General features: G+C 74.9%; 26 protein-coding genes and 1 pseudogene. 6 read left to right on the top strand and 21 right to left on the bottom strand.

Translation table 11 applies throughout. The features are described from left to right. The 6 genes and pseudogenes from rimM to QSK03_RS05940 form a co-directional block, all read right to left on the bottom strand. The gene (gene rimM, locus QSK03_RS05965; RefSeq protein ID WP_285649373.1) at positions 1–537 is read right to left on the bottom strand and encodes a ribosome maturation factor RimM; all 537 of its coding nucleotides are present in this window, start codon (positions 535–537) and stop codon (positions 1–3) included. A gap of 17 nt (positions 538–554) precedes the next feature. Continuing rightward, the gene (locus tag QSK03_RS05960) at positions 555–794 is read right to left on the bottom strand and encodes an RNA-binding protein (RefSeq protein WP_133824910.1); all 240 of its coding nucleotides are present in this window, start codon (positions 792–794) and stop codon (positions 555–557) included. Between the two features lie 20 nt (positions 795–814). Next, positions 815–1,147: pseudogene (rpsP, locus tag QSK03_RS05955) on the bottom strand (30S ribosomal protein S16); the annotation flags it as partial. 146 nt (positions 1,148–1,293) lie between these two features. After that, a complete protein-coding gene (locus tag QSK03_RS05950) occupies positions 1,294–2,046 on the bottom strand; it encodes a LamB/YcsF family protein (RefSeq protein WP_285649372.1) in 753 nt (250 codons plus the stop codon). 85 nt (positions 2,047–2,131) lie between these two features. Further along, entirely contained in the window at positions 2,132–3,265 is a 1,134-nt protein-coding gene (locus tag QSK03_RS05945) for an amidohydrolase family protein (protein ID WP_285649371.1), read from the bottom strand. A gap of 42 nt (positions 3,266–3,307) precedes the next feature. Further along, positions 3,308–4,525, bottom strand: a complete 1,218-nt coding sequence (locus QSK03_RS05940) for an FAD-dependent monooxygenase (RefSeq protein ID WP_285649370.1) — start codon at positions 4,523–4,525, stop codon at positions 3,308–3,310. A 114-nt stretch (positions 4,526–4,639) separates the two neighbouring features. Between QSK03_RS05940 and QSK03_RS05935 the strand changes: the two genes are divergently transcribed. Further along, the gene (locus tag QSK03_RS05935; protein ID WP_285649369.1) at positions 4,640–5,098 is read left to right on the top strand and encodes a MarR family winged helix-turn-helix transcriptional regulator; all 459 of its coding nucleotides are present in this window, start codon (positions 4,640–4,642) and stop codon (positions 5,096–5,098) included. Continuing rightward, a complete protein-coding gene (locus tag QSK03_RS05930) occupies positions 5,095–5,487 on the top strand; it encodes an MmcQ/YjbR family DNA-binding protein (RefSeq protein WP_285649368.1) in 393 nt (130 codons plus the stop codon). Before QSK03_RS05935 ends, QSK03_RS05930 begins: the two co-directional genes overlap by 4 nt. On the opposite strand, the gene ffh is transcribed toward QSK03_RS05930, so the two are convergent. The 8 genes from ffh to smc all read right to left on the bottom strand — a co-directional run bounded on the left by ffh (position 5,488) and on the right by smc (position 18,685). Further along, positions 5,488–7,107 carry a signal recognition particle protein gene (ffh, locus tag QSK03_RS05925; protein WP_285649367.1) on the bottom strand — a complete coding sequence of 540 codons (1,620 nt, stop codon included), beginning with the start codon at positions 7,105–7,107 and terminating at the stop codon, positions 5,488–5,490. Positions 7,108–7,262: 155 nt separating this feature from the next. Beyond that, the gene (locus QSK03_RS05920) at positions 7,263–9,734 is read right to left on the bottom strand and encodes a [protein-PII] uridylyltransferase (protein ID WP_285649366.1); all 2,472 of its coding nucleotides are present in this window, start codon (positions 9,732–9,734) and stop codon (positions 7,263–7,265) included. A 108-nt stretch (positions 9,735–9,842) separates the two neighbouring features. After that, a complete protein-coding gene (locus QSK03_RS05915) occupies positions 9,843–10,181 on the bottom strand; it encodes a P-II family nitrogen regulator (RefSeq protein ID WP_133824904.1) in 339 nt (112 codons plus the stop codon). After that, on the bottom strand, positions 10,178–11,479 hold the full coding sequence (locus QSK03_RS05910; RefSeq protein ID WP_285650049.1) for an ammonium transporter: 1,302 nt from the start codon (positions 11,477–11,479) through the stop codon (positions 10,178–10,180). The genes QSK03_RS05915 and QSK03_RS05910 overlap by 4 nt, the downstream gene beginning before the upstream one ends. 300 nt (positions 11,480–11,779) lie before the next feature. Beyond that, the gene (locus QSK03_RS05905) at positions 11,780–12,151 is read right to left on the bottom strand and encodes a VOC family protein (RefSeq protein ID WP_285649359.1); all 372 of its coding nucleotides are present in this window, start codon (positions 12,149–12,151) and stop codon (positions 11,780–11,782) included. 32 nt (positions 12,152–12,183) lie between these two features. Further along, positions 12,184–14,007, bottom strand: coding sequence for a signal recognition particle-docking protein FtsY (ftsY, locus tag QSK03_RS05900; protein WP_285649357.1), 1,824 nt, complete (start codon positions 14,005–14,007; stop codon positions 12,184–12,186). A 148-nt stretch (positions 14,008–14,155) separates the two neighbouring features. Next, positions 14,156–14,821 carry a hypothetical protein gene (locus tag QSK03_RS05895; RefSeq protein WP_285649356.1) on the bottom strand — a complete coding sequence of 222 codons (666 nt, stop codon included), beginning with the start codon at positions 14,819–14,821 and terminating at the stop codon, positions 14,156–14,158. A 144-nt stretch (positions 14,822–14,965) separates the two neighbouring features. Then, a complete protein-coding gene (gene smc, locus QSK03_RS05890) occupies positions 14,966–18,685 on the bottom strand; it encodes a chromosome segregation protein SMC (protein WP_285649354.1) in 3,720 nt (1,239 codons plus the stop codon). A gap of 139 nt (positions 18,686–18,824) precedes the next feature. Between smc and QSK03_RS05885 the strand changes: the two genes are divergently transcribed. After that, entirely contained in the window at positions 18,825–19,271 is a 447-nt protein-coding gene (locus tag QSK03_RS05885; RefSeq protein WP_285649350.1) for an SRPBCC family protein, read from the top strand. A gap of 87 nt (positions 19,272–19,358) precedes the next feature. Then, positions 19,359–19,583: a hypothetical protein gene (locus QSK03_RS05880; RefSeq protein WP_285649348.1), complete on the top strand. Its 225-nt coding sequence runs from the start codon at positions 19,359–19,361 to the stop codon at positions 19,581–19,583. Between the two features lie 21 nt (positions 19,584–19,604). Here the strand turns inward: QSK03_RS05880 and QSK03_RS05875 are convergent, their stop codons facing one another. Beyond that, positions 19,605–20,144 carry a helix-turn-helix domain-containing protein gene (locus QSK03_RS05875; protein ID WP_285649346.1) on the bottom strand — a complete coding sequence of 180 codons (540 nt, stop codon included), beginning with the start codon at positions 20,142–20,144 and terminating at the stop codon, positions 19,605–19,607. A 176-nt stretch (positions 20,145–20,320) separates the two neighbouring features. On the opposite strand from QSK03_RS05875, the gene QSK03_RS05870 reads away from it, so the two are divergent. Beyond that, positions 20,321–20,812, top strand: coding sequence for a DUF1059 domain-containing protein (locus QSK03_RS05870; RefSeq protein ID WP_285649344.1), 492 nt, complete (start codon positions 20,321–20,323; stop codon positions 20,810–20,812). A 54-nt stretch (positions 20,813–20,866) separates the two neighbouring features. Here QSK03_RS05870 and mutM read toward each other — a convergent pair whose 3' ends face one another. The 6 genes from mutM to coaD all read right to left on the bottom strand — a co-directional run bounded on the left by mutM (position 20,867) and on the right by coaD (position 24,725). Further along, positions 20,867–21,736, bottom strand: a complete 870-nt coding sequence (gene mutM / locus QSK03_RS05865) for a bifunctional DNA-formamidopyrimidine glycosylase/DNA-(apurinic or apyrimidinic site) lyase (protein ID WP_285649342.1) — start codon at positions 21,734–21,736, stop codon at positions 20,867–20,869. Continuing rightward, the gene (gene rnc, locus QSK03_RS05860) at positions 21,729–22,508 is read right to left on the bottom strand and encodes a ribonuclease III (RefSeq protein ID WP_285649340.1); all 780 of its coding nucleotides are present in this window, start codon (positions 22,506–22,508) and stop codon (positions 21,729–21,731) included. Before rnc ends, mutM begins: the two co-directional genes overlap by 8 nt. A gap of 25 nt (positions 22,509–22,533) precedes the next feature. Further along, positions 22,534–22,716, bottom strand: a complete 183-nt coding sequence (rpmF, locus tag QSK03_RS05855) for a 50S ribosomal protein L32 (protein WP_285649338.1) — start codon at positions 22,714–22,716, stop codon at positions 22,534–22,536. Positions 22,717–22,731: 15 nt separating this feature from the next. Next, positions 22,732–23,316, bottom strand: coding sequence for a YceD family protein (locus QSK03_RS05850; protein ID WP_285649336.1), 585 nt, complete (start codon positions 23,314–23,316; stop codon positions 22,732–22,734). A 66-nt stretch (positions 23,317–23,382) separates the two neighbouring features. Continuing rightward, the gene (locus tag QSK03_RS05845; protein ID WP_285649334.1) at positions 23,383–24,156 is read right to left on the bottom strand and encodes a DivIVA domain-containing protein; all 774 of its coding nucleotides are present in this window, start codon (positions 24,154–24,156) and stop codon (positions 23,383–23,385) included. A gap of 95 nt (positions 24,157–24,251) precedes the next feature. Continuing rightward, entirely contained in the window at positions 24,252–24,725 is a 474-nt protein-coding gene (gene coaD, locus QSK03_RS05840) for a pantetheine-phosphate adenylyltransferase (RefSeq protein ID WP_285649332.1), read from the bottom strand. Positions 24,726–24,761: 36 nt separating this feature from the next. Between coaD and QSK03_RS05835 the strand changes: the two genes are divergently transcribed. After that, positions 24,762–25,424 carry a GNAT family N-acetyltransferase gene (locus tag QSK03_RS05835; protein ID WP_285649330.1) on the top strand — a complete coding sequence of 221 codons (663 nt, stop codon included), beginning with the start codon at positions 24,762–24,764 and terminating at the stop codon, positions 25,422–25,424. The last annotated feature ends 138 nt before the right edge of the window (positions 25,425–25,562 follow it).

Here is a 25,562-nt window from a genome sequence, read left to right as displayed (position 1 = left end):
CTACCCGTCGTCGGCGGAGCCGTCGAGGAGCCCCTCGGGCGGGTCGAGGACGAGCCGGCCGCCGGGGACGTCGACCTCGGTGACGATCGCGGCCACGAACGGCACGAGCGCCTCCTCGGCATCCGGGCGCTCGATCGCCAGCAGTTCCCCGCCGGCGCCGTGCAGGACCGCGGTGACGGTGCCGACGGTCGTGCCGTCGGCGAGCACCGCCGTGAGCCCCTCGAGCTGGTGGTCGTGGAACTCGTCGGGGTCGTCGGGGTCGTCGTCCAGCGCGGGGGCGGTGAGCTCGGCGCTGCGCAGTGCCTCGGCACCGTCACGGTCGCCGACCCCTTCGACGGTCACGAGCAGGCGGTCACCGTGACGGCGCGCGGCGACCACGGTGACCCGGGAGTGCCGCGAGCCCCGCACCGACAGCACCGTGCCCGGGGCGAACCGGGCCTCGACGTTGTCGGTACGGGGCTCGACGACGAGCTCTCCGCGCAGGCCGTGGGCCTTGAGGACCCGACCGACGATGCGGTCGTCGGACGGCGCGGTCACGGTGTCGACGCTCGGGGTCAGCGGTCGGTGTCGACCACGTCGACGCGCACGCCGCGCCCGCCGATGCCGCCCACGACCGTGCGCAGGGCGGTGGCCGTGCGGCCGTTGCGGCCGATCACCTTCCCGAGGTCGTCGGGGTGCACCCGGACCTCGAGCGTGCGGCCACGGCGGTTGGTGACGAGGTCGACCGCGACCTCGTCGGGGTGGGCGACGATGCCGCGCACGAGGTGCTCGAGCGCCTCGGCGAGCTCGCTCACTCCGCGGAGCCGGAAACCTTGGCCAGCTCCTCGTTGAAGCGGGCCTGCTTGTCGACCTTCTCCGGCTGCGGCTTCAGCTTGCCCTCGGCGCCCGGGAGGCCCTTGAACTTCTGCCAGTCGCCGGTGACCTTGAGCAGGCCGTGCACCGGCTCGGTGGGGATCGCGCCGACCCCGAGCCAGTACTGCGCGCGCTCCGAGTCGATCTTGATGACGCTCGGGTCGCTCTTCGGGTGGTACTCGCCGATCGTCTCGATGACGCGACCGTCGCGACGGTTCTTCGCGTCGGCGATGACGACGCGGTAGTGCGGCTCGCGGATCTTGCCGATGCGGGCGAGCTTGATCTTGACAGCCACTGCTGGGGAACTCCTCGGTCGATGCGTTCGGGGCCGCCCCGCCGAGGAGGAACCTCCGGGACGGCGTGCCCGCTCGTGCGCGGTCGTGGCTCCGCGCCCCGGGAGGGCGCGGTCACGGCAGCTCGTCGATTGTGCCAGACGGCAGGTCAGGCGAACGGCGCCAGGGTGACGCCGGCGTCGCGCAGGGCCTCGGCCACGCGGCGCGCCGAGGCCACCGCGCCGGGGCTGTCGCCGTGCAGGCACAGGGAGGCGGCCCGGGTGGGGATCTCGGTGCCGTCGACCGCCACGACGACGCCGTCGGTGGCGAGACGGCGAGCGCGCTCGACGACGGCGTCGGCGTCCGGGAGCAGGGCCCCGGGCTCGCGGCGCGGCACGAGGGTGCCCTCCGGGGTGTAGCCGCGGTCGCCGAACGCCTCGGCGTGGGTGGTGAGCCCGGCCTCCTGCGCGCGGGCGAGGAACCGCGAGCCCGGCAGCCCCAGCACCGGCAGCCCCGCGAGACCCGCGGCCTCGACCACGGCGCCGGCCTGGGCGTCGTGGTGCACGACGGCGTTGTAGAGGGCGCCGTGGGGCTTGAGGTAGGCCACCTCTCCCCCGGCCGCGCGGGCGAACTCACGCAGCGCGCCGACCTGGTAGAGCAGGTCCGCGGCGAGCTCGGTCGGGTCGGCGTCGACGAAGCGGCGGCCGAACCCGGCGAGGTCGCGGTACGACACCTGGGCGCCGATCGTCACACCGCGCTCCACGGCGCGCTCGCAGACGCGGCGCATGGTCGCGGGATCGCCCGCGTGGAAGCCGCACGCCACGTTCGCCGAGGTCACGACGTCGAGCAGGGCGTCGTCGTCGGTGAGCGCCCAGATGCCGAAGCCCTCGGCGAGGTCGGCGTTGAGGTCGAGGGTCGCCACGGCGCCCACCCTAGGACCGGCCGGGTCGGCGATGCTGCTCAGCGCCGTGACCTTCGTGGTGGGCGTGTCCCTCGCGTCGATCACCTCACCGCTGATCTCTCGCGCCGGCTGCCCGCGCGGACCTGAGCCACGACAGCGCGGTGCCCGCCCGCAGGACCAGCGACGGGCGCCGCAGCACGTCGAGGTCGGCGCGCGGGTCGTCGTCGACGACGATCAGGTCGGCGGGCGCGCCGTCGGTCAGCCCCGGCCGGCGCAACCAGTCACGGGCCGCGCCGCAGGCCGCCGCCACGGCGCGCGCGGGCCCGAGACCGACGTCCGCCAGCGCCGCGATCTCGTCGACGATGCGCCCGTGCTCGACGCCGCCGCCGGCGTCGGTGCCCGCGAAGACCGGGACGCCGGCCTCGATCGCCGCGGCGATCGTCCGGGGCGCGCGGGCGTGGAGCTCCCGCATGTGGGCGCCGTAGCGCGGGAACTTGTCGCCGGCCGCCTCGGCGAACAGCGGGAAGTTGTCGAGATTGATCATCGTCGGGACGAGGACCGTGCCCCGCTCGGCCATCATCGCGATCGTGTCGTCGGTCAGGCCGGTGCCGTGCTCGATCCCGTCGATCCCGGCGCCGATGAGCCCGGGCAGCGCGTCCTCGCCGAAGACGTGGGCGGTGACCCGCGCCCCCACCGCGTGCGCCGCGTCGATCGCGGCGCGCAGGACGTCCTCGGGCCAGAGCGGGGCGAGGTCGCCGGCGCCGCGCTCGATCCAGTCGCCGACGAGCTTCACCCACGGGTTCGCGCGTGCCTGTTCGGCGACCGCGGCCGGGAGCTCGTCGGGCTCGACGTCGACCGGCAGTCCGCGGATGTAGCGCTTCGGGCGCGCGAGGTGGCGCCCGGCGCGGACGATCTCGGGCATGCGCGGGTCGTCGTCGAGCGGGCGGGTGTCGATCGGGCTGCCGCAGTCGCGCAGCAGCAGCGCGCCGGCGGCGGCGTCGGTGTGGCCCTGCTCGCGCGCCTCCTCGAGCTCGGCCGGCCCGTCGGCCCCGATGCCGACGTGACAGTGGGCGTCGACGAGGCCCGGCAGGATCCAGGCGCCGTCGGCGACGGTCTGCGCGTCGGGCACCGGGTCGAGGCTGACGCGCCCGTCGGTGGTGACCCACAGCTCGCCGACGTGCTCGCCCTCCGCGGTGCCGTCGAGCAGCACGCCGCGCAGGTGCAGCGGGGGTTGCGACATGCCGCGGAGGGTAGCGACGACCCGCCCGCGTCGCCGCCGGCCTCAGGCCGCGCCGTCGACGGCTCCGGGGTACACCGGCAGCTCGAGAGCGGTCGCGGCCCGGTCGACCGCGTCGCCGGTGGGGATCCGGGTCCGGTCGGGCTCCCGCAGCGCCGCGTCACGACGGGCGACGTCGGACTCCGTGCGCGGGACGATCACGCTGCGCCCGCCGTCGGCCAGCGCCTGGTTCTGCGCCACGAAGTCGCGCAGGCGGCGCTCGTAGCGCGCGAAGCCCTCGCGATACGTCGGCGCCGCGGCCAGCTCGCCCGCGAGCACGTACCCGCCCACCAGCGCCAGACTCGAGCCCTGGCCGGACAGGAACGACGGCGCGTGGGCCGCGTCCCCGACCAGCCCGACCCGGCCGGTCGACCACCGCGGCATGTGAATCTGGCTGACGACGTCGAAGAACACGTCGTCGGCCTCCTGCATCGCGGCGACCAGGCGCGGCACCTCCCAGACGTCGTCGCCGGCGAACCGCGCGGCCACCAGCTCGCGCTGCGCGCGGGGATCGCGGAACGCATCGAGCGGCGGGTCGTCGCGGGTGAAGCTGAGGAACCCGTGCACCTGGTCGGTGCCGCCCACCGCGTAGATCACCGCCGCCCGCCCGGGGACGCTCCAGATCACGCCCTCGTGGTCGAGCCCGAACTCGTTCGGCATGGTCCACCCGGCGAAGCAGTAGCCGAGGTAGCGGTGGAACTGCTCCTCCGGACCGAAGGCGAGCGCGCGGGTGTGCGAGTGCAGCCCGTCGGCCCCGACGACGAGGTCGAACCGGCGCCGCTCCCCGCTCACGAACGTCACGTCGACCCCGTCGCCGTCGTCGTGGAGCGTCGCGATCGTGTCGCCGAAGCGGAAGTCGACGTCGTCCTGCACGGCGGCGTGGAGCACCTCGGTGAGGGCGCCCCGGGGCAGCTCGACGTCCCCGCCGGTGCCGCCCGACACCGACTCGGGCGACACGGCGCCCACGGCCGATCCGTCGGCGTCGAGGAACGTGATCCGCCGCGAGTCGACGTGGGCGGCGCGGACGGCGGGCAGCAGGCCCATCCGGTCGACGACCCCGAGAGCGGCGCCGCGGATGTCGATGGGGTAGCCGCCGCCGCGCACGGCCCCGGCCTTCTCGACGACGGTGACCTCGAAGCCCCGCCGGTGCAGCCAGTAGGCCAGTGTCGGCCCGGCGATGCTCGCGCCCGAGACGAGGACGCGTCGGAACGGTGCTGTGGTCATGCTGCGCTCCTTTACCTACCTTTGGTATCTTTCTCGGGACCGACGACGGCCGTCTGGACGCCGTCGACCCGACCAACAATATACCTAACGTAGGTATCTGTCGAAGGAGGCGTGGTGCCCTCCGAGTCCGACCTGCTCGGCGAGCTGCTCCCGCGGCTCACCCAGCTCTCGGCCGTGCTCACCCGCAGCCGGGTCGTCGACGACGCCCAGAAGGCGGCGGGCGCCTCGATCGACCGCCCGGGCATCGGGATCCTGACCGCGCTGCGGCTCGCCGGGCGCCCGATGCGCATCGGGGAGATCGCCGAGCGCCAGCAGGTCGCCGGCCCGCACGTCACCCGGACCGTCGCGGGTCTCGAGCAGCGCGGCATGGTCCACCGGGTCACCGACCCCGACGACCTGCGCGCCCGCCTCGTCGAGCTCACCGACGAGGGGGCGGCCGCCGCCGACCGCTACGTACAGACCGTCTTCGGGTTCTTCGCCGACGTGCTCGGGGACTGGTCCGACGACGACCGCCGGATGCTCGGGGCCCTGCTGTCGCGTCTCGTCGACGACATCACCGCGAGGCTCGCGTGAGCACTATCGACGACGTCCACGCCCTCGCCGCCGCGATGCCGCACGTCACCACGGTCGAGGGCCCGAAGGGCAACACCGTCTACCAGGTCGGCGGGAAGTCGTTCGTGTTCTTCCGGACGCCCCAGCCCGACGCGCGCGACCCCGACACCGGCGAGAAGTACCCCGACGTGATCATGTTCTGGGTCGAGTCGGAGGAGGACAAGGACGCGCTCGTCCACGACACGTCCACGCCGTTCTTCACGACACCGCGCTTCGACGGGCACCTCTCGGTGCTGCTCCGGGCGGCCCACCTCGATCGGCTCAGCCGCGAGGAGCTGACCGAGATCGTGCAGGACGCCTGGCTCGCGCGGGCGTCGCACCGCCGGCGGGAGAGGTGGCTGAACGGCTGACTACTTGCGCTTCTTCTTGTTGCCCTTCTTGCCACCGCCGTTGCCGCGCGAGCCACCGCCGCCGCTGGTGCCCGGGAAGGTCAGCGCGCCCGGGTCGAAGCCGGCCGGCAGCTCGTTCATGCCCGCGAGCGCCGGCGGGAGCTGGTTGAGGCCCGGGGTCTGGTAGCTGCCCACCGAGCGCTCCTGGGTGCGCTCGCCGGTGGACTCCTGCGCGATGCCCGCGATCGCCGGCATCGACTTCGGCCCCTTGCGGGCCCTGGTGGCGGCCTTCGCGGCCTGGCGCTTGCCCTTGCGGCCCCCGCCCATGCCCGGCAGACCGAACTGGCCGGCCATCGACTTCATCATCTTGCGGGCCTCGAAGAACCGCTCGACGAGCTGGTTGACGTCGGAGACGCCGACGCCGGAGCCGTTCGCGATCCGCAGGCGGCGGGACCCGTTGATGATCTTCGGGTCGTCGCGCTCGGCGGGGGTCATGCCGCGGATGATCGCCTGGACGCGGTCGAGGTGCTTCTCGTCGAGGCCCGCGAGCTGGTCCTTCATCTGCGCGGCGCCCGGCAGCATGCCGAGCACGTTGGCGATCGGGCCCATCTTGCGGACGGCCATCATCTGCTCGAGGAAGTCCTCGAGGGTCAGCTCGCCCTCGGACATCTTCTGGGCGGCCTTCTCGGCCTGCCCCTCCTCGAAGGCCTGCTCGGCCTGCTCGATGAGGGTCAGGACGTCGCCCATCCCGAGGATGCGCGAGGCCATGCGGTCGGGGTGGAACACGTCGAACTCGTCGAGCTTCTCGCCGTTGGAGGCGAAGAGGATCGGCTCGCCGGTGACCTCGCGGACCGAGAGCGCCGCCCCGCCGCGCGCGTCGCCGTCGAGCTTGGTGAGCACCACGCCGGAGAAGCCGACGCCGTCGCGGAACGCCTCGGCCGTGGTGACGGCGTCCTGGCCGACCATGGCATCGAGGACGAACAGCGTCTCGTCGGGCGTCACCGCGTCGCGGATGTCCGCGGCCTGGCGCATCAGCTCCTCGTCGACGCCGAGGCGGCCGGCGGTGTCGACGACGAGCACGTCGTACTGGCGGGACTTCGCGTCCGCGACCGCGCGGCGGGCGACATCGACCGGGTCGCCCACGCCGTTGCCGGGCTCGGGGGCGAAGACCTCGACACCGGCGCGCTCGCCGACGATCTGGAGCTGGTTGACGGCGTTCGGGCGCTGGAGGTCGCAGGCCGCGAGCATGGGCGTGTGCCCCTGGCTCTTGAGCCAGTGCGCGAGCTTGCCGGCCAGCGTCGTCTTCCCGGAGCCCTGCAGGCCCGCCAGCATGATCACCGTCGGCGGGTTCTTGGCGAAGCGCAGCCGGCGGGTCTCGCCACCGAGGATGCCGACGAGCTCCTCGTTGACGATCTTGACGACCTGCTGCGCCGGGTTCAGCGCCTCGGAGACCTCGGCGCCGCGGGCACGCTCCTTGACCTGCTTGACGAACCCGCGCACCACGGGCAGCGCGACGTCGGCCTCGAGCAGCGCGATCCGGATCTCACGACACGTCGTGTCGATGTCGGTCTCGGAGAGTCGCCCCTTGCCGCGCAGGTCGGACAGGACCGACGTGAGGCGGTCGGACAGGGTGTCGAACACGGCGCTCGCACTCCTCGGGTCTCGCTGGCGGCGCAGGGAAGCCTCGACGTCGCGGTCAGCGCCGTCGGGGACGAACCCCCAGCCTAACGGGCGCGTCCCGGCAGCCCCGGCGTGAGCCCGGCGTCAGCCCGTGCCAGCCCGCGTCAGCTCGGTTGTCAGCTCGGTGCGGTGGGCTCCGGCGCGGCGTAGCCGCCCGCCGCCGCGGCCAGCACGACCTCCTCGACCTCGCGGCGGCGCTCCGGGTCGGGCCCGGAGTGCTCGGCGGTCTCCAGACAGAAGGCGTCGAGCACCGAGCTGCCCAGGGTCGACACCCGTGCCCAGCGGACGTCCAGCCCCTCGCCCTCGAGCGCGGCGGCCACCCGGTGCAGGAGGCCGATCCGGTCGGTGGTGCGCAGCTCGAGGACGACGGCACCGGTGGCCTCGTCGTCGAACCACACCACGCGGCTGGGCGCGGGCGGCGGGCCCGGGCGGTCGTAGTCGCGCTCCTTCGCCTCCAGGCGGGCGGGCAGGTCGAGCGACCCGCGCAGCACCCGCACGAGGTCCTCGCGCAGCAGCGACGCCTCGGGCAGGCGCCCGAAGCGCGGGGACACCGTGAACGCGTCGACGGCGACGCCGTCGTGCTCGCCGAGGTCGGCGGTGTGGACCTGCAGCGAGTGCAGCGCCAGTACCCCGGCCGCGCGGGAGAGCAGGCCCGGCCGGTCGGGGGCCGCGACGGTCATCGTGATCGTCGTCAGCTCGCCCTCGCCGTGGATCGACACCTCGGGCCGCCCGCTCTCGGCGACGGCCTTCGCGAGCGCGAGCGCGTCCTCGGACAGGGGCGACGGTCCGGGGACCGGGCCGCCGGACATGACGACGCGGCAGCGGCGTACCAGGTCGCCCATGAGCGTCGCCCGCCACGGCGTCCAGACGCCCGGCCCGGTGCCCAGGGAGTCGGCCTCGGCGAGCGCGTGGAGCAGCTCGAGCAGCACCGGGTCGGCGTCGAGCGTCTCGACGACGCGCTCCACGGTCGCCGGGTCCTCCGGGTCGCGGCGGGACGCGGTGTGGGGCAGCAGCAGGTGGTGACGCACCATCGCGGCGAGGAGGTCGACGTCGGCGGGCCAGAGCCCGAGACGCCGGCCGATGTTGCCGGCGAGGCGCTCGCCCACCACGGAGTGGTCCTCCTCGCGCCCCTTGCCGATGTCGTGCACCAGGGCGCCGAGCAGCAGCAGGTCGGGCCGGGCGACGCGGGTGGTCAGCTCGGCCGCCCGACGGGTGACCTCGATGAGGTGGCGGTCCACGGTCCAGACGTGCTGGCGGTCGCGGGGCGGCAGGTCGCGGACCGCGCCCCACTCGGGGAAGAGCCGCCCCCACAGGCCGGTGCGGTCGAGGGACTCGATTACGTCGACCATGCCCTCGCCGGCACCCAGGAGGGCGAGCAGCTCGGACAGCGCCGCCCGCGGCCACGGCTCCCGCAGCTCGGGCGCTGCCTCGGCCAGACGGTGCAGGGTGCTGGCGGAGATCGGCAGCCGGGTGCGCGCCGCCGCGGCGGCGAGGCGCAGCACCAGCGCCGGGTCCCGCGAGACCTGCGCCTCGCGGGCGAGCACGACCTCGCCCCCGTGCTCCACGACGCCGTCGTCGAGGGGCCGGCGCGCCGGGGTGCGGCGCAGCGCGGCCAGGCCCCGGCGGGGCAGCGCGGCCCGCGCCGAGCGCAGGGCGGTGTCGGTGGCGAAGACGACGGTGCGCGCGGCGCCGGAGAGGGCACGCGCGAGGTCGAAACGGTCGGTGACGCCGAGCTCGCCCGCGGCGGCGGCGACCACCTCGTGGGCGTCCTCGGCCTGCAGCACGTCGCGGGCGCGGCCGGCGCGGCGGTGCAGCTCGACGCGCAGGTCGAGCATGAGGCGGCGGGCGTCCTGGACGTCGACGGTCGGTCGGTCGACCAGCTGCGCCGCGGACAGCGCGTCGAGCAGCTGGATGTCGCGCAGGCCCCCGTGGCCGTTCTTGAGGTCGGGCTCGATGCGGTGGGCGACCTCGCCGGACCGCTCCCACCGGGTCTCGGTGGCGGCGACGAGGTCGTCGAAGCGGTTGCGGATGCCGGCGCGCCACGCCTGGCGGGCGGTCGCGGCCAGACGTTCGGCCAGCTCGGGGTCGCCGGCCAGGAAGCGGACCTCGAGCAGGCCCAGGGCCACGCGCAGGTCGGTGGTGGCCACCTCGATCGCCTCGCCGACCGTCCGGACCGAGTGGTCGAGCCCGACCCCGGCGTCCCAGAGCGGGTACCAGAGCGCGTCGGCCATGCGGGAGATCTGCTCGCGTCCGCCCCGGCGGCTGCGCCCGTCGTGGATCAGGACCAGGTCCAGGTCCGAGTACGGGGCCAGTTCGCGGCGACCGAGCGCGCCGACGGCGACCAGCGCCGAGCCCTCGCCGACGCCGACGGCGGCGGCGCGGGACGACAGCCAGAAGTCGTGCAGCTCGACCAGCGCCTCCCGCAGCGCGGCCGGCCCGAGCCGCCGCGCCCCTGCCGGCGGGTCGAGCAGCGCACCCCGCGCGCGGACGAGGTCGGCCGCGTCACCGCGGGCGCCGTGGGCGTTGCCCCGCCCGTCGCCCGGGCCCGCCGGCCCCTCCCCCGGCGCCGCGCTCGCCTCCGTGGCCATCCGTCCCCCACGTCCTCTCCGGCACGTCACGACGACGGCCTTCTCCCGGCCCGTGTGACGACGGCGCCGGGCTCCCGAGGGAACCCGGCGCCGTCGTCGTCGCGGTGACTACAGGGCGTCGGCCCCGCGCTCACCGGTGCGCACGCGCACCACGGTCTCGACGGGGGTCACCCAGACCTTGCCGTCACCGATCTTGCCGGTGCGGGCGGTCTCGGCGATCGCGTCGACGACCTTCTCCGCCGCGGTGTCGTCGGTGACGACCTCGATGCGGACCTTCGGCACGAAGTCCACGGAGTACTCCGCACCCCGGTAGACCTCGGTGTGGCCCTTCTGGCGGCCGTAGCCCTGGACCTCGCTCACGGTCATGCCCAGGACCCCGAGCTGCTCGAGGGCGCCCTTGACGTCCTCCAACACGAACGGCTTGATGATCGCGGTCACCATCTTCACGGTGCGGAACCCTCCCTCGGGGTGGCGGCGACGCGGTCGCCGGCGGCGGAGGACTCGAACACCGAGCTGCTGGCGCCACCGATACGCAGACCGGAGTAGTCGTACCCGGACTCCGCGTGCTGGGACTCGTCGATACCGGAGCTCTCGTCCTCGTCAGTGACACGGAAGCCCATCGTGGCCTTGATGATAAGGGCCAGAATGGCGGTGACCACGAACGAGTAGATCATGACGGAGAACGCCGCGATGGCCTGGATGCCCAGCTGGCTGAAGCCACCGCCGTAGAACAGGCCGTCGGCGCTGGACGAGTTGAGCGACGTGGTGCCGAAGAACCCGATCAGGAGCGTCCCGACGAGGCCGCCGACGAGGTGGACAGCGACCACGTCGAGCGAGTCGTCGAAGCCGAGGCGGAACTTGATGGACACGCAGAGCGCGCACACCGCACCGGCGATGACGCCGACCGCGAGGGCACCGACCGGGTTGACGTACGCACACGCCGGAGTGATCGCCACGAGGCCGGCGACGGCGCCGGACGCCGCTCCCAGGGTGGTCGGCTTGCCGTCCCGCGCCTGCTCGACGATCAGCCAGCCGATGGTCGCGGCACACGTCGCGAGCATCGTGTTGGTGAAGGCGATCCCCGCGACGTCGTTGGCACCCAGAGCGGAGCCGGCGTTGAACCCGAACCAGCCGAACCACAGCAGGCTCGCGCCGAGGAGCACGAACGGGATGCTGTGCGGACGGCCCGGGTCGCGCGGCCAGCCGCGGCGCTTGCCGATGACCAGCGCCAGGGCGAGGCCCGCCGCACCGGCGTTGATGTGGACCGCGGTCCCGCCGGCGAAGTCGAGCGCGCCGAGCTGGTTGGCGATCCAGCCGCCCGTCTCGGCGGAGTTGCCGCCGTCGAAGTCGAAGACCCAGTGGGCGACCGGGAAGTAGACGATCGTGGCCCAGAGCGCGACGAACACGCTCCAGCTCCAGAACTTGACGCGGTCGGGGATCGCGCCGGAGATGAGCGCCGGCGTGATGACGGCGAACATCAGCTGGAACATCGCGAACGCGTAGAGCGGGATGTAGTCCGGGTCGGCCCCCGTCGGGTCCGTCGGGAAGTTGCCCAGCCCGAGGTACTGGAAGTTCCCGATCAGCCCGCCGAACGAGTCGTTACCGAAGGCGAGCGAGAAGCCGTACAGACACCACAGCACCCCGACGATCGCCAGGCACATGAAGTTCATCATGAGCATGTTGAGGACGCTGCGGGAGCGGACCATGCCGCCGTAGAAGAAGGCGAGCCCTGGGGTCATCAGCATCACCAGCGCGGCGCTGGTGAGCACCCAGGCGGTACTGCCCGAATTGATCGTTGGTGGCACGGTCCTTCGTCCCTCCTGACACGTACGCGGTCACTGGGACAGAAGGATGCGGAGGACGTGTTTCGTCCACCCACGCCGCACGTTTCACTGCAGTTAACAGCCCCCGGGCGCACATGACGGTCGTGTTTCACGGGCCGACAATCGGGAGCGTTACCGCCCTGCGGGAGACGTACGTCATGACTCTGCGCTATCAGCGGGTCCTCGAACGGGCACGACCGGGCCCGTTCGGACCACACGCTCTCACGCGGACCCCGCGGCCCGCACGAGGCAGAACGGGTTGCCGTCGGGGTCGAGGTAGACCCGGAACGTCTCGCCCGGCTGGTGCTCGCTCTTCCGCGCGCCGGCGGCGAGGACCGCTGCCTCGCCGGCGTCGAGATCGTCGACCTCGAGGTCCAGGTGCATCTGCAGCGCGCCCTCCTCCGGCCACGCGGGCGCGCGGCGTGACGGCGCGAGCTGGAACGCCAGCGTCGGGCCGCCGTCCCCCTCGAGCTCGACCCAGTCGGGCTCCGTCGACCCCACCGCCACGCCGAGGACCTCGGCGTAGAAGCGCGCGAGGGCGAGCGGGTCGGGGGTGTCGACGGCGGTCAGCTGCAGGCGGGCGATGCCGGTCATGGGGCGCAGGCTAGGGCCGCCCCCCGACAGCCCTACTTCAGCAGCGCGTCGACGAACGCCCCGGGCTCGAACGGCGCGAGGTCGTCGGGGCCCTCGCCGAGGCCGACGAGCTTGACCGGGACGCCCAGTTCGCGCTGCACCTGGAACACGATTCCGCCCTTGGCGGTGCCGTCGAGCTTGGTGAGCACGACGCCGGTGACGTCGACGACCTCGCTGAACACCCGGGCCTGGGTCAGCCCGTTCTGCCCGGTGGTGGCGTCGAGGACGAGGAGGACCTCGTCGACCTCGGCCTGGCGCTCGACGACCCGCTTGACCTTGCCCAGCTCGTCCATCAGCCCGGTCTTGGTGTGCAGCCGGCCGGCGGTGTCGAGCAGGACGGCGTCGACCCCGGCGTCGGTGCCGCGCTTCACGGCGTCGAACGCGACGCTCGCGGGGTCGGCGCCCTCCTTGCCGCGCACGGTCTCCGCGCCCGCGCGCTCACCCCACGTCGAGAGCTGCTCGGCCGCGGCGGCCCGGAAGGTGTCCGCGGCGCCGAGGAGCACCACGAAGCCGTCGGCGACGAGGACCCGGGCGAGCTTGCCGGTGGTCGTGGTCTTGCCGGTGCCGTTGACCCCGGCCACCAGCACCACCGCGGGCCGCCCGTCGTGCGACAGCGCCCGCACCGAGCGCTCCATCTGCGGCCCGAGCTCCTCGACCAGCACCTCGCGGAGCAGGTCCCGCGCCTGCTCCGGGGTGCGGATCCCCCGTGACGCGATCCGCTCGCGGAGCTTGCCGACGACCTGCTGCGTCGTCGACGAGCCGAGGTCGGCCATCAGCAGCGTGTCCTCGACCTCCTCCCACGAGTCCTCGTCGAGGTCGCCGGCGCCGAGCAGGCCGAGCAGGCCCTGGCCGAGCGTCGACCGGGAACGGCCCAGCCGGCTGCGGAGACGCTCGAGCCGGCCCTCGGTCGGCGCGATCTCCTCCGTCGGCGCGCCGGGCGCCACGGGCGTGTCGGTCACCGTGGCGGCGGACTCCGTGGCGGCGGACTCCGTGGCGGGGGTGGGCGTCTCCGGCGCGGCGGGGGCCTCGGGCTCGGCGGTCGGCGCGCTCGCGGCGGCGGGACGTGCGTCGGTCGTCGGCTCGACGGGCTCGACGGGCTCGACGGGCTCGACGGGCTCGACGGGCTCGGCGGTCGGCGTGCTCGCGTCGGCGGCGGGCTCGCCGGCGGCCTCCGGCGGCGCCGTGGCCTGGGGACCGGCGGCGACCTGGGGCCCGGCGGTCGTGCCGGGGCCCGCGGTGTCCGGCTCCGGCTCCGGCTCGGGCGTCGGCTCCGCCTCGGGCGTCAGCTCCGGCCCCGGCTCCGGCTCCGGCTCCGGCCCCGGTTCGGGTTCGGGTTCGGGTTCGGGCGTCGGCTGCGGCGCCGCCGTCGGCTCGGGCGCCGGGGTGGGTTCGGCGGGGGCAGCAGCCGGGGGCCCGTCGGCGGCCCCGGGCGGCGCGGTGCCCTGGGGCCCGGCGATCTCCGGGCGCTCCGCGGGCGTCTCGGGCTCGGGTGTCGGCTCGGGCTCCGGCTCCGGGCGCCGGGGCGGCGCGGCCGTCGCACCGCCCGTGCCCGCGCTGAAGGCGAACCCGCCGCCGGCCTGGTAGGAGCCCTTCGTCGGCTTGGCCGGCTCCTCCGGCTCGGGCTCGGCGAGCGAGACCTGCCGGCGCCGGCGCAGGTAGAGCCCGACGCCCAGCACGATGAGCAGGACGACGATCACCGCGACCACGACGATCGTGGCGATCAGCCCGGTCGAGAGGGTCCCCGACCCGGCCGCCGCGAGCGGGGCGTCCGTGGCGGGGAGGTCGAGCGGGGAGGTCAGCAGGGAGCTCCGGGACACGGCGGCCAGTGTCCCAGCAGTGCGCGGGCCGGGCGCGCGGCCGGGGTGACGAGATCAGGAGGGCGCTGTCCACCCGACAAGGACGACCCGGGTGCACGGCGCGCTCCTGATCACGCGCGCCGCCCGGGCGATCCGCGCGTCCCGGAGATCAGGAGAGCGCCGTCCACCCCAGCAGCACGACCGCCAGGACCACGAGCGCGAGCGCCACTGCGCCGCCCAGCGCCAGGAGCAGGGCGCAGAGGGAGAAGCCCGCGGTCCGCTGGCGATCGGGGCCCAGCGAGCCGGCGAGGCGGGGCAGGGCGGGCGCGCGGTAGAAGACCTCGACGGTGTTGCCCGCGCAGACCGGCACCGCGTCGGCGACGTGCCCCCAGGAGCGACGGCCGGTGCGGCCGTGCTCGACCTCGATCTCCACGAGGTGGCGCCCGGCGGGCAGGTCGATGGGGGTCCGGCCCCAGGCGAAGCGCCAGGGCAGCCCGTCCACGCTCACCGCGACCTTCCGCGCACCGAGGTAGGGCGTCAGGCGGCAGTAGGAGCTGTCGATGACGAGGCGTCCGGCGTCCGGCTCGGCGAGGGCGGGCACCGCGGCGCGCTGCGGGACCACCGACCGCTGCCGGATCGCGGTCCGGGGCGGGCTGACGGTCAGCGCGACCAGGGGCCCGGACGGGGTGCCGGAGCCGACGCGGGCGTGCCGGCCGGTCGATCCCGCCGCGGCGGTGGCCAGCGCCACGGATGACGTCTCCACGGTGCGGACCGCGTCGCCCGGGCAGGCGTGGGACGGGGAGGCGTGGGCCGGTCCGTGTCGCACCGCCGTCATGTCTGCTCCCCCCGGTCCCTCGCAGCGCTCTGACCAGCACGGTAGAGCGGCCGCCAACGGCTCGGGAGGCCACGACAGCGTCGTCCTGGCCCCCCGATCCGGGCCGTCGTGATACTCAGCGCAACGTAGCAGTACGCAGAGTGATCACGTTGGGGTGGTCTCCGCGAAGGGTCCCGGCGCGTCGGCACCCCGGAGGCGCTGCGATATGACAGCGGTGATGCCGTCGCCGCGCATGCTCACGCCGTAGAGGGCGTCGGCGATCTCCATCGTCGGCTTCTGGTGCGTGATGATGACGAGCTGCGAGCTGCGGCGCAGATCGGCGAGCAGGCCGATGAGGCGGCGGAGGTTGGCGTCGTCGAGGGCGGCCTCGACCTCGTCGAGCACGTAGAACGGCGACGGGCGGGCCCGGAAGATCGCCACGAGCATCGCCACGGCGGTCAGGGACTTCTCCCCGCCCGAGAGCAGCGAGAGGCGCTTGACCTTCTTGCCGGGCGGGCGGGCCTCGACCTCGACGCCGGTGGCCAGCAGGTCGTCGGGGTCGGTGAGCACGAGCCGTCCGTCGCCGCCGGGGAAGAGCACCGGGAACACGGCCTCGAACTCGCGGGCCACGTCGGCGAACGCCGTCGCGAAGACCTCGAGGATCGTCGCGTCGACCTGCGAGACGACCTCGAGGAGGTCCTTGCGGCTGTTCTTCACGTCCTCGAGCTGGGTGGAGAGGAACCGGTAGCGCTCCTCGAGCGCGGCGTACTCCTCGAGCGCGAGGGGGTTGACCTTGCCGAGCGTCCCGAGCTCCTTCTCCGCCCGGGCGGCCCGGCGCTCCTGCGTCGCGCGGTCGTAGGCCTCGGGCGGCGGCATGACGACCTGCTCGCCGCGCTCGCGGGCCGCCTCGACCTCGGCCACCTCGCCGGCCGGCGGCGGGATGCCGACGTCCGGCCCGTACTCGGCGACGAGGTCCTCCAGCCCGATGCCGAAGCGCTCGCCGATCCCCGCCTCCATCTGCTGGAGCCGGGTGCGTTGCTCGGCGCGCACGACCTCGTCGCGGTGCACCGTGTCGGTGAGGCGCTCCAGCGAGGCCTGGAGCTCGCGCTGCCGCTCGCGGGCGGTGTCGAGCTCGCCGGCCCGGGCCGTGCGCACCGCCGCCGCCGCGTCGCGGGCCTCGGCGGCGCGGGCCAGGGAGCCCTCCAGGCGGGAGAGCGCGTCGCGTCCGTGGCGGACCGCCTCCTCGGTGAGCGCCGCCGCCCGGGCCCGTTGCGCCGCGCGTTCCTCGGCCCGGGCACGCGCCTCGCGCTCGCCCTCGGCCCGGCGCCGCAGGCCCTCGGCGCGCCCGGCGACCGCACGCAGCCGCTCCTCGGCGGTGCGCAGGGCGAGGCGGGCGTCGACCTCCGCGGCGCGCGCCGCGGTCAGGGCCGCCGACGCCTGGTCGCGGGCGGCGGCGTGCTCGTCGGTGTCGTCGCCCGCGGCGTCGTCGGCTGCCTGGTCCTGGGCCATGGCGAGGCGCTCGGTGAGGTCGTCGAGCTCGGCGCGCCGCTCGTCGCGAGTCTGCTCGACCGCCGCCCGGCGCGCGGTGAGCCGCTCGGCCTCGGCCTCGGCGCCCCGCACGGTCTCCCCGAGGCGCCCGAGCCGCCGGGCGGCCTCGGCGCGGGCGGCGTCGTCGGCGGCCCGCCGCGCGTCGGCGGCCCGGCGCGCCTCGGCGTCGGCACGCCGGCGGTCGTCGCGGACCTGGCGGGCGACCCCTACCTCGGCCCGGGCGGCCGACTCGGCCTCGCGCGCGGTCCCGAGGGCGGCGTCGGCCTCGCGGAGGTGCCGCTCGGCGGCGGCCAGCCGGTCGCCGGCCTCGTCGGCGGCGGCCTGCATCTCGAGGAAGCTCTGGTTGCCCGACGGGCCGCCGGACGCCCAGTCGGCGCCGAGCAGGTCGCCGGCGCGGGTCACCGCCCGCAGGTGCGGGTGGTCCCGGACGACGGCGCGGGCGGCGGCGAGGTCGTCGACGACGACGATCCCGGCGAGCACCCGGGCCACCGCGCCCGCGAGGCCGGCGGGCACCTGCACGAGGTCGGCGGCCCAGCGCGCGCCGGGCGGGGGCGCGTCCGGCGGCGGCTCGGCCTCGGCTCCCCCGCCCACCAGCAGCCCGGCGCGCCCGCCCTCGGAGGCGTGCAGCTCGGCCAGCGCGTCGGCGGCGTCGTCCGGGCCGCGCACGGCGACCGCGTCGGCCGCGGGGCCGAGCGCGGCGGTCACGGCGTCCTCGTCGCCCGCCGTGACCCGCACCAGGGCAGTGACCGACCCCATGATCCCCGGCACGCGGTCGGTGGCAGCGAGCAGCGCGCCGGCGCCGTCGCGGCGCGTGAGCCCGAGGGCGAGGGCATCGGTGCGCGCCTGCCAGTGCGCCCTGTCGCGCTCGGCGTCGCGGTGGGCCGCGCCCGCCGCGTCGACCCCGCTGCGGGCGGCCTCGTGGCGCTCGACGGCGGCGTCGAGAGCGGCCTCGGGGTCGATGTCCCCGTCGCCGGCCGCGTGCTCCTCGACCGGTGTGTCCTCGGCCGTCGCCTCGATCGGCCCGCTCCCCTCCTCCTCGGCAACGAGCTCCTCGCGCGCGGTGGTGGCGCGCTCGCGGGCCTCGGTGAGCGAGGCGTCGATCTGCTCGAGCTCCTCGGTCGACGACGCGAGCCGTCCGCGCAACGTCTCGACCTGCCCGGCGAGGCGGGCGACGCCCTCGCGGCGGTCGGCGGCGGCGCGCGTCGCGGCCGCGAGGCGCCGCTCGGCGGTGGTCAGCGCGTCCTCGGCGCCCTCGCGGCTCTCGGCGTGCCCCTCGAGCACGGCGCGGGCCTCGGCCACCTCGGCGTCCAGCGTGGCCTCGTGCCCCTCGGCCTCGTCGGCCTGGCGCCGGAGGTCGGCGGGGTCCGGGCCGGTGGGCGCCTCCTCGGGTGTCGCGACGTGGCGGTGGCGCTCGGCGGCCAGCGCGACGGTGCCCCGCAGACGCTCCTGCAGGGCGGAGAGCCGATACCAGCCCTCCTGGGCGCGCGTGTGCGCCGGCGTCGCGGCCTCGACCGCCGCCTCCAGCGACGTCACCTGCGCCCCGACCTCGGCCAGCGCGCGCTCGGCCTCGTCGCGGCGCCGCCGCGCCTCGTCCTCGTCGGCCTGCTCGCGGGAGATCGTCGACCGCAGCGTGACGAGGTCGTCGGCGGCGAGGCGCAGGCGGGCGTCCCGCAGGTCGGCCTGGATGGTCTGCGCCCGGCGGGCGATCTCGGCCTGGCGTCCGAGGGGCTTGAGCTGGCGGCGCAGCTCGGTGGTGAGGTCGGACAGGCGCGTGAGGTTGGCCTGCATCGCCTCGAGCTTGCGGAGCGCCTTCTCCTTGCGCTTGCGGTGCTTGAGGACCCCGGCGGCCTCCTCGATGAAGGCCCGCCGCTCCTCGGGGCGCGACTGCAGGATCGTGTCGAGCTGGCCCTGGCCGACGAGGACGTGCAGCTCGCGGCCGATGCCCGAGTCGGAGAGCAGCTCCTGGACGTCGAGCAGCCGGCAGCTGCTGCCGTTGATCTCGTACTCGCCGGCGCCGGAGCGGAACACCCGCCGTGTGATCGACACCTCGGCGTAGGAGATGGGCAGGGCGCCGTCGGCGTTGTCGATGGTCAGCGTGACCTCGGCCCGGCCCAGCGGGGCGCGCCCCGACGTGCCGGCGAAGATGACGTCCTCCATCTTGCCGCCGCGCAGCGCCTTGGCTCCCTGCTCGCCGAGGACCCAGCTGATCGCGTCGACGACGTTGGACTTCCCGGAGCCGTTGGGACCGACCACGCAGGTGATGCCCGGCTCGAAGCGCAGCGTCGTCGACGACGCGAAGGACTTGAAGCCCTTCAGCGTGAGGCTCTTCAGGTGCACGCCCGGTCCTCCTCCCCCGCCCCGGGTGGGAGATGACGCTACGCGAGAGCCGAAACGTCGACGGGATCGGTCGAGCGCGTGCGTCGTGTCGCACCGACGGGCCCGTTTCGGTCCGGTCACGGGCCGTCAACCCCCCACCATGGCTACAGCGACGCATTACCTCGAGATCAACGCCCCGGCGGCGCAGTGCTACCAGTGGTGGCGGCCGCTGACCCACCTGCCGCAGATCCTCGACGACGTGCAGTCGGTGGAACCGAAGAGCGGCCAGGCCGGCATCACGCACTGGGTGGTCGACGGCCCGCTCGGCAGGCCGGTCGAGTGGGACGCGAAGATCATCGACGAGGAGACCGACCGCAAGATCGCGTGGAAGTCGCTCGAGGAGAGCAACAACCACGTCGAGACGGGCGGCGCGGTGCGCTTCGACCCGCACGGCGACAGCACCGGCGTCGAGGTCAGCCTCCACGTCGAGACCCCCGGCGGCGCGGCCGGTGACGCGGTGGCGAAGCTCTTCGCCGACCCGCAGAAGAAGATCGAGAAGGCGCTCCAGGAGTTCAAGGACCTCATGGAGTCCGCGCCGCGCAACTGAGCGTTCCCACCGTGCAGGCCCCGCACCCGTCGCGGTGCGGGGCCTGACGTGTTCCCGGGGGCGTCACCGCCGCCGTAACCTGGCGGCATGACCGAGCCGGAGGACCCGAGCGGCTGGACCGAGGACGGCGTGCCGACCTTCGAGCACGTCCGCGAGACCATCGAGCGCCGGGCGTCGACGGCGATGGGCGCCGAGGAGCTGGCGAACGAGAGCGCCGCCGGGCAGGCCCGCGCCGAGCGCGAGGCGAAGCACGACGCCGCCGCACGGGACAAGCTCGAGGAGATCCGCCGCGCGGTCCGCGGCGAGGGCTGACGGCGAGGGCAGGCTCGATGGCTAGCTCGACGAGAGCCGGACGACCGCCGACGTGCGGTCGTGCACGCCGAGGGCGGCGTAGGCGTTCTCGAGGTGCTTGCCGACGGTCCGGCGGCTGATGCCCAGCTCGTGGGCGATCGCGGCGTCGGTGGCGCCGCGTGCGACGCGGGCGACCACCGCGAGCTCGCGCGTGGTCAGACGCCGTGGCGCCGGTCCGTGCGCGGCGCGCCAGAGCGCGTCGGCGAGGTGGGGGCGGACGAGCCGCAGGAGGGCGAGGTCGCGGTCGCCGAACTCGCGGTCGCCCCGGCGCAGCGCGACGCACGCCTCGGCCCCCTCGCGGTGGATGACCAGCGTCGCCCGGTGTCCCGCTCCCGACGCCCCGCGCCGCGCCCACGCCAGCGGCCGGCCGTCGAAGCCCGTGGCCGCGAGGCTGTCGCCGCCGACGAGGGAGGCGAGGCCCGGCCAGACACCCCGGTCGAGGTCGGCGGCGGTGCGCACGGCGGCCGCCGCCGCGGCGAGGTCGAGCGCCACGGTGAGGACACGGTCGGCGGTCAGCGGCACGCGTTCCTCCTCGGAGGACCGGCGGGTCACCGAGTGTCGACCTCTCCGGCGTCACTGACCAGCGTCGACCGGGCCGTTGTCACCCGGACGGTCTACGGAGTCCTCCGTATCGAACACGGAGACCGCACGGGCCTTCACTGGAGGACCGCCATCCGCCCGACGCCGAGGAGGCCGCCGTGCCGCGCAAGATGCTGGACTGCCGCGAGGTCCCGAGCGACACCGACTGCACGCTCACCCTGACCGGCGAGGAGGGCGAGGTCCTCGACGCCGGCACCGCCCACGCGGTCGCGGTGCACGGGCACACCGACGGCACGGAGCTGCGCGACGGGCTCCGCGCGGCCCTGCGCGACGCCCCCCAGGCGACCGGGCCGGGCTCGTTCGTGCAGATCATCGAGTTCCGCACGCAGGCCTACGACGAGATGGACGCGCTCATCGACGGCTGGGCGTCCGAGATCGGCGCGGACCGCACGGCGGAGTGGATGGTCATGAGCCGCGACCGCGACCGCCCCGACACCTACCTCGAGGTCGTCGAGTTCCCCAGCGCCGACGCCGCCCAGAAGAACTCCGACAGCCCCGTGACCAGCGCCTTCGCCGGCAAGATGACGGCACTCTGCGACGGCCCGGTCACCTTCCGGAACCTCGACGTGATCCGCGCGGAGACGCCGTAGTCCGTATGTGAGCGAAATTCCCGGCCATAACCGGGAATTTCGCTCACATAGGAGTCACGGGTGGCGGCGGCGCGGGCGGGGCTGGCAGGTCGGGCACCAGTACGACGAGCGGTTCATGAACGGGGCCCGCCGCACCGGCGTCCCGCACCGCGGGCACGGGCGGTCCTCCTGCCCGTACACCGCCAGCGCCCGGTCGAAGTAGCCCGCGTCGCCGTTGACGTCGACGTAGAGCGCGTCGAACGACGTGCCGCCGGCCTCCAGCGCCTCGCCCATGACCTCGGTCGCCGCCGCCAGCAGCCGCCGGCCCTCGGGGCGGGTCAGCGTCGCGGTCGGGCGCTCGTAGTGCAGCTTCGCGCGCCACAGCGACTCGTCGGCGTAGATGTTGCCGATCCCCGAGACCAGCGTCTGGTCCAGCAGCGCGCGCTTGACGCCGGTGCGGCGTCGCCGCAGGCCACCGACCGCGGCCTCGGCGTCGAACGCGGGATCCATCGGGTCGCGTCCGATGTGCGCGACCGGCACGGGCAGGGCGTCGGGACCGGTCACGTCGACGACCGTCAGCCCGCCGAACGTGCGCTGGTCGACGAACCGCAGCTCCGGACCGTCGTCGTCGAACCGCACCCGGATCCGCAGGTGCAGCTCGTCGAGGCGCTCGGCGGGCTGCACGAGCAGCTGCCCGCTCATGCCCAGGTGCGCGAGCAGAGCGGCCTCGGGCCCGTCCTCGCCCAGCTCGGCCCACAGGTACTTCCCGCGCCGGCGCACCGCGCGCAGCACCTGGCCGGACAGCCGCTCGCCGAACTCGACGGCCCCGCCGTCCTGGCGGCGCACCGACCGCGGGTGGAGGACCTGCACGGACGTCACCCGGCGGCCGGTGACGTGGTCGGCGAGCCCCCGCCGGACGACCTCGACCTCGGGGAGCTCAGGCACTACCCGACGGTCCGGCTCCGCTGCGCTGCGCGTCCTGGCCCGCGGCAGAGCCGTCCGAGCCGTCGAGGTACTGGTAGGCCGAGCGCGCCGCCTTCTGCTCGGCCTCCTTCTTCGTGCGCCCGACCCCCGTGCCGCGCTCCTCGCCCGCGACGACGACGGTCGCCGTGAACTCCTTGAGGTGGTCCGGGCCCTCCTCCTCCATCCGGTACTCGGGCACGCCGAGGTCGGAGGCGGCCGTGAGCTCCTGGAGGCTGGTCTTCCAGTCGAGCCCGGCGCCGAGGAGCGGCGCGGTGCGCAGCAGCTCGCCGAACAGGCGCTCGACGAGCGACCGCGAGGTCTCGATGCCGTGCTGGAGGTGGACCGCGCCGAGGACGGCCTCGACGGCGTCGCCGAGGATGCTCGGCTTGTCGCGCCCGCCGGTGAGCTCCTCGCCGCGCCCGAGGTACAGGCGGTCGCCGAGGCCCAGCTCGCGGGCGACGCCGGCGAGGGCGTGCATGTTGACGACGCTCGCGCGCAGCTTCGCGAGCTGCCCTTCCGGCAGGTCGGGGTGCTCGCGGTAGAGCCGCTCGGTGACGATGATGCCCAGCACCGCGTCGCCCAGGAACTCCAGGCGCTCGTTGGTGGGCAGCCCGCCGTGCTCGTACGCGTAGGAGCGGTGGGTGAGGGCGAGCTCGACCAGCTCGGGTTCGAGATCGACCTGCAGGACGTCCCCGAGCGTCGGCTCGGTGGGGGGCTGGGCCTGCTGGGCCTGCTGGGCGCTCGTCGCCGTCATGCCACCGTCACGTCCGGACGGGGCGTCAGGCTGGGGTGACGGCCCGGCGGCCGGCGTACTGGCCGCAGTGCGGGCAGGCGACGTGCGGCGGCTTCGGCTTCGCGCAGGCCTTGTTCTGGCACGCCACCAGCTGCGGCACGGACGCCTTCCACTGCGAGCGGCGGGCGTGGGTGTTCGCGCGCGACATCCGGCGCTTCGGGACGGCCACGGTGTTTCCTTCTCCCTAGTTCTCGGTGCGGCCGGTGCCGCCGTACTTCTCCTGCAGCGCGGCCCAGCGAGGATCGATTGTCTCACGAGCCTCCCCGGCCGGGACGAAGGCCCATGCCTCGGGGTCGGGCGACTCCGGACCCGGGCAGTCCTCGCGGCACAGCGGGGTGACCGGCAGCTCCAGCAGCACCGCGTCGCGCACGGCCGGCTCGAGGTCGATGCGCTCGTCGACGATGCGGCTGACCTCGCCCTCCTCGGCCGTCTCGTCGGTGACCGAGTCGGGGTAGGCGTAGAGCTCGGTGAGGTCGACGTCGACGTGGTCGGTGAACGGCTCGAGGCACCGGGAGCACTCGCCCGCGACGTCCGCCTCGACGGTGCCGGAGGCCAGCACGCCCTCCATCACCGACTCCAGGCGCAGGTCGAGGTGGATCGGCGCCCCGACGGGCACGCCGACCATCTCGAGGCCGAAGCCCTCGGGTGCCGGCACGTCGCGGCGCAGCGTCTTCATCTGGCCGGGACGGCGCAGGAGCTCGCGCGCGACGTCGACCGCCCACGGGCTGGTGGCGTCGACCTGGGACTCGGGGTTCTTCTTCTCGCTCATCTCGCCGCTCGGTGACGGGGTGCGGCCGCAGAGCACGGCCCGACGGGCCAGTCTACGCGAGCGGGATCAGGCGCCGAGCCGCTCGCTCAGTCGCTCGCTCCAGCGCGGGCGGCGGCCCTCGCGGCCGTCCTCGCGCGGGTCGTGCTCGTCGTCCTCCCGCGACCGCGGCGGCCCGGCCGCGGACGGCCCGTTGGGCGCGCTCATCCGCAGCTGGTGGCGGTGGCGCCCGACGGTGTCGAGCACGGACTCGAGGGTCTCGGAGAAGTCCGCGAGCGTGCCGTCGACGTAGTGGTCGCACTCGGCCCGGCGCCGCTCGGCCTCGTCGGTGGCGGCGTCGACGATGCGCTCGGCCTCGGTGTGGGCGGCGCGGGTGACCTCGTGGGCCTCCACGAGACGGGCCTGCTCGGCGCGTCCGTCGGCGACGGAGCGCTCGTAGTGCTGGCGGCCGGCCTCCACCATCCGCTCGGACTCGGCCTCGGCGCGCTCGGTGAGCTCGGCGTACTCGCGGCGGCCGCGCCCCACGGTGCGCTCGGCCTCGTGCTCGGCCTCGGCGATCATCTGCTGGGCCTGCTCGCGGGCCTCGGCCAGCAGCCGGTCGGCCTCGGCCCGCGCGTCGGCGCGGGCCTTCTCGGCCTCGTCGGTCGCGTCGGCGACCAGCTTGTCACGGTGGTCGAGGACGTCCTGGGCGTCGTCCAGCTCGCCGGGGATGGCCTCGCGCACGTCGTCGAGCAGCTCGAGCACATCGCCGCGCGGGACGACGCAGCTGGTCGTCATCGGCAACCCGCGAGCCTCTTCGCAGAGGGTCACGAGCTCGTCGAGCGCCTCGAACACGCGGTACACGCCGATCAGTGTGCCGCCGCCGCGCGTGGGCCTCGGGGATTGCGCGCGTCCGTCGGCGTGTCGCGAGCCCGTGGGGCCGGACCCTTCGGACGGCCCTAGCCGATCCGGGCCTGCAGGCGCCGGTGGACCTCCGGGTGCAGGAACGCGCTGACGTCGCCGCCTCCGCGGGCGACCTCCTTGACCAGCGAGCTGGAGACGAAGGAGTACCGCGGGTCGGTGATGAGGAAGGTCGTGTCGACGCCGGTCTGGTGGCGGTTCATCTGCGCCATGGGCTCCTCGAACCCGTAGTCGACGGCCGTGCGCAGGCCCTTGACCAGGGTCGCGGCGCCGATCGAGGTGCAGTAGTCCACGACGAGGCCGGAGAACGCGTCGGTGCGGACGTTGTCGACGCCCTCGAGCGCGGTGGCCAGCAGGTCGCGGCGCTCGTCGACGGTGAACAGGCCCTGCTTGTTCGGGTTGACGGCGACGGCCACGACCACCTCGTCGAACAGCGCGGCCGCCCGCCTCACGACGTCGACGTGCCCGAGCGTGACGGGGTCGAACGAGCCGGGGCAGACCGCGATCGCCATGGCGCCTGATCATTCCAGAGCGGGACCATCACCGGCGTGGACGCCGACCTCCTGCGCTCCGACCTCGCCGCGCTCTACCCCCAGTTCGGGCTGCGGGTGGCCCACGCGGGCACGGTGCTCGTCGCGCCCACCGACGAGGAGCTGCTGGAGCTCGCCGAGATCGTCGGCGAGCCCGGCGGGATCGTCGAGCCGGGTCGCGAGGGCGAGCTGCTGGGGTGGCCGTCCGACACGGGTCGCGACGCGGCCCGGCGGTTCGTCGAGTGGGCCTGGCGGCTGCGCGAGGCGCCGGGCGCCGCGCGCTGGCGGGCGCCGCTCGCCGTCCTCGACGGGGGCCGCGCGCTCGGGCTGGCGGTGCTGGCCCACGAGCTCGACGACCCCGCGGGCACCGTCCGCACCTCCTCCTGGCTCGCCCGCGCCGACCAGGGTCGCGGCCTCGGTCGGCGCGTCCGCCTGATGCTGCTGGAGCTGGCGTTCGGCCACCTCCACGCGACCCGCGCGGTCACCGGCGCCGCCGAGGGCAACGGCGCCTCCCGCCGCGTCACGGCCCGCTGCGGCTACCGGGAGACGCACCGGGAGACCGGCGCCGACGGGGTCGTCGAGGTGCACGCGGCGATCACCCCCGCGGCCTGGCGGAAGCGCCGCCTGACCGACGTCGACGTCGAGGGCGTCGACGCGTTCCTGGCGGCGCTGGACGGCTGAGGCTGTGCGAGCGATGCGGCTTTCCTGGCGTGTGACGCCAGGATCGCCACAGCGTCGCGGCGCGACACGCCGGCGCGCCCCTGCCCCGTGTCGCCCGCCCATCGGACGCGGTCGGACGCGTCGACGCGCGGCAGGAGG

This window comes from Actinomycetospora sp. NBRC 106375, assembly GCF_030269665.1.
Classification (GTDB): domain Bacteria; phylum Actinomycetota; class Actinomycetes; order Mycobacteriales; family Pseudonocardiaceae; genus Actinomycetospora.
Note: the sequence above shows the minus strand (reverse complement) of the source record. Positions and strands in the feature narration are given on the sequence as shown.